2 protein-coding genes are annotated in these 3,275 nt (G+C 66.8%); both read left to right on the forward strand.

The window, feature by feature from the left end:
* Window positions 1-878: 878 nt before the first annotated feature.
* Entirely contained in the window at window positions 879-2,096 is a 1,218-nt protein-coding gene (locus ACFUMH_RS18860) for an AAA family ATPase (RefSeq protein WP_378209124.1), read from the forward strand.
* 928 nt (window positions 2,097-3,024) lie between these two features.
* Complete coding sequence (locus ACFUMH_RS18865; protein WP_378209126.1) at window positions 3,025-3,228, forward strand: hypothetical protein; 204 nt, start codon at window positions 3,025-3,027, stop codon at window positions 3,226-3,228.
* Window positions 3,229-3,275 lie beyond the last annotated feature (47 nt).

A 3,275-nucleotide genomic window follows, 5' to 3' on the forward strand; every position in this document is an offset into this window, starting at 1 on the left:
GCCAGGCACAGCCTGGCGACCAGCGCGTTCGTCGCTTCGGTGAGGTGTTGAGGACGCCGTCGATGGCGTGGCTGACGCGCTGTTGCGGCTGCGCTGGCGTCGAAGTCGGCCGGTCGGCCTCGACATCGCGGGCCGATGCAGGGAGGCTTCGGCCCAAGTGGACGACCGCCCAGGTCGTGTCTCCCGTCAGAGAGGGGTCGCCGTGCAACGTCGGACCGGCCATCGCAACCCGCCCGGGCACGAGGCGACCGAGCCGCGCCTCGACTCAGACGGTTGGGAGATCGCCTGCGCCTGTGGGACGGTCGTCGTGGCGAGCACCCCAGCCCAGGCGATCGCGCGGCTGGACTCCGGCCACATCGAGGAGGTGCGGGCGTTCCACCGAGTGCTCGCGACCGCCCCGCCGTTGACGCCGGAGCGGCGCAGGAGACTCGAACGCCTCTTGACTCCGTCGAGCGCCATGCTCGAGCGCGAAGCGGCTTTTCAGCGTGGACGCCGACGAGGGGTGCCCTCTCCGGCCGAGGTTGAGTACCGGAAGTCTCCTGGCGGTGGGTGGAGCCGGGAGGTGCTTGCCGAGTGGGGCGTCCAGTGGCCGCCGCCACCCGGCTGGCGCGAGAGTCTCCACGCGGAGCACGCACGCCGTCCCTGACAGCCGCCGCTCGATCCGCGCCTCGCCTCCTAGCGTGCCGTGCCCTCCGCTAGCGGCACCACTTGTTCCTGGGAGGGGTGACCGCGCGGAGGTCGCGGGCTAGGCGTGCAGCGAAGCCGTACCTCTTGCGTGGTCGGGCGTAGGGCGGCTGCCGCCCACTCTCTTCGCCGAGTCGGGCGCGCCCATGGCACAGGAACGTCCACAGTGGTCGCGAGAACGGTACGGTCACGCCATGTTTGGTCGTCCCACACCGAAGCCAAGCGAGGTCTTCACGCCCACCCAGTTGCCCCTACGCGAGCACAACGCGTACGTGCCCCGAGCTGAGGCCGAAGAGAAGATCGGCCGGTTCCTGTCGCGTGGACAGGTACCGCTCATCTACGGCGAGTACGGCGTCGGCAAGACCACGGTGGTACGCAAGTCGCTGCGCGACGGCGGGTTCGACGACGGTCTGGTCTACATTGCGTCAGCTGCTGGTAAGACCATCTCGGATGTGCTTAGGACCGCGCTTGAGCACATCGGTGCCACTGTGAAGACTTCCGAGGTGAGCACAACCTCTGCCAGTGGCAAGGCCGGCGCGAGCTTCATAGTTGACCTTGGTGGCGAAGCGTCGAGGGCCAAGCAGACGACCGAGGAGTTCGTCGTGCAGTCGCCAACCGACAACCGCGTCCTCGAACTGCTCGCGGAGTACGAGCTCACGATCGTCATCGACGAGCTCCATCGAGCCTCAGCAGCGTTCCGTGAGGGGCTGGCGGACCTGGTGAAGGCAACGCACGGTCAAGAGGAGCGCTGGCCACAGCTCGTGCTGATCGGCACGTCCGCTGACGCCACGACGTTGGTGCGTGTCGATGCTGGCATCGATAGGTTCGTCAAGGAGCATCGGCTGCCGACGATGACGGACACAGAGGCGCGTCGGCTGATCGAGACCGGCTTCGAGACTCTGCGGCTCGCCATCCCCGAGGACCTAGTGGCCACGGTCGTCCGGACCGCAGCCGGCGCCCCTTCCCTCTTGCAGTCAATCTGTCTCGACATGGCCGACGCGACCGTGAACGCGGGCGAGGACCAAGTCACGGAGGTTGCGTACCGCAAGGCGATCAGTACGTACTTGGAGGAGAACACGAGCCGGCTCAACGAGGCGTACACCAAAGCCATCGAGCACACGGGCCCCAAGCGTTACCGCAAGCAGATTCTCGTCGCCATGTCCCAACTTGAGATGGACTACCCGGAGTTGGAGCAGATCCGTGAGCGAATCGAGCAGAACCTCGGCTCTCGGGTCGAGCAGACCGCGCTGTCCGGGCCTCTGCGCCATCTCAAGACAGGGTCCGACAGTGTTCTAGTGGACGTCACCCGGCACGAAGGGGGACGAGTTCATAACGTCAGTACGTTTCGCGACCCGATGATGAAGTCGTTCGTCCGGTTTTACACGGAGCTCGAGAAGCAGGGTCTCGTCTGAGAGGTCAGGTGCGTCGCGAAGCGCGTTCCCCTGCCCAGAGCGTGATCCGGGTGTGCACGCACCCCCCGGGGCGCTGAATGATGTGTCGACCACGTTCACCCGAGACTCGCGACCGCACCAGGCGTACGCTCCGATGACCGGTGAGAGGACTGCGACAAGGAGGGGTTGCGCATGTCTGTCGTGGACCGCGTCAAGGACTTCGCTTGTCCAAGGTGTGGCGGAAACGCCACGGCCGCCGTGCGCTACATCGATGCTCTCCAGGGAAACGTGCACGTGGTGAGTCGCGTCCGCTGCGATCGCGGTTGCGAGGTATCCCAGGACGCGGCGAGCGTTGCACTCGGTATCTGCCCTGTGTGCACGGAAGCGATGCGACGTCGTCCGAGCATCGAACGTTCGGTGGTTGATAACGATCAAGACTGGTACTGCAACAAGTGCCGCAGCATCCGGGGTGACGCGACCGTCCGCTAAGTAGAGGCAGCCACGTCGGAACTATCCCGGTCCGCGCCTTGCAGGCGCTTCGGTGCACGCCATGGACAACGACGTCCGGAAGTTACCGTGGCTGGTCGCAGAGTTCGCGGTCCCGACGATGCGGCTACCGGTGGTCGTCGTGTGCGCCCGTGGAGCGACGATCGCTCTACTGCGCATGAGTCAGCGTGCCGCGGATGACGCACCTGAGCACGAGGCCAACAAGCGTGCTCTTAAACATGGCTTGGCGACGGCGCTGCAACCGAGCCGAGCCCCTGATCGGCAGCATCGGCTGGGTCGTGGCCGCGCAGCGCAGGCGTAGGAGCGATGACGGCACCTCGAGGCACTACGCGCGATCGCGCCCCCTCGGCTGACGAGGTTGACGCTCGTCAAAGTCGCCGTCGCGGTTGGGCACCGACGTCCATGCGTCTAGGGGCGTGCCGTGGTGGCCCCATAGGGCTGCGTGACGCACTTCCCCGGCGCTGCGAGCTCCGCGGGACTCGGTGAGTTGGAGGCCTCCCTGCTCGGGAGCGGCCGTCCCTCGAGCTTCCGCGCGCAGGTCAAGGCGTCCGTGGAACGGCGTGGAGTGTGCACACGCCAGGTGCAGAAGACGACGCCGGGCCACAACGGCCACGGCCTCGAGGAGGGCGTCGGCAAGGTCGTCTGAGCCGCCGGCACGTCGCGCACGGCCCCGCACCCGACCGGGTGCGGGGC

Source organism: Cellulomonas sp. NPDC057328 (assembly GCF_042667215.1).
Classification (GTDB): Bacteria; Actinomycetota; Actinomycetes; order Actinomycetales; family Cellulomonadaceae; genus Cellulomonas.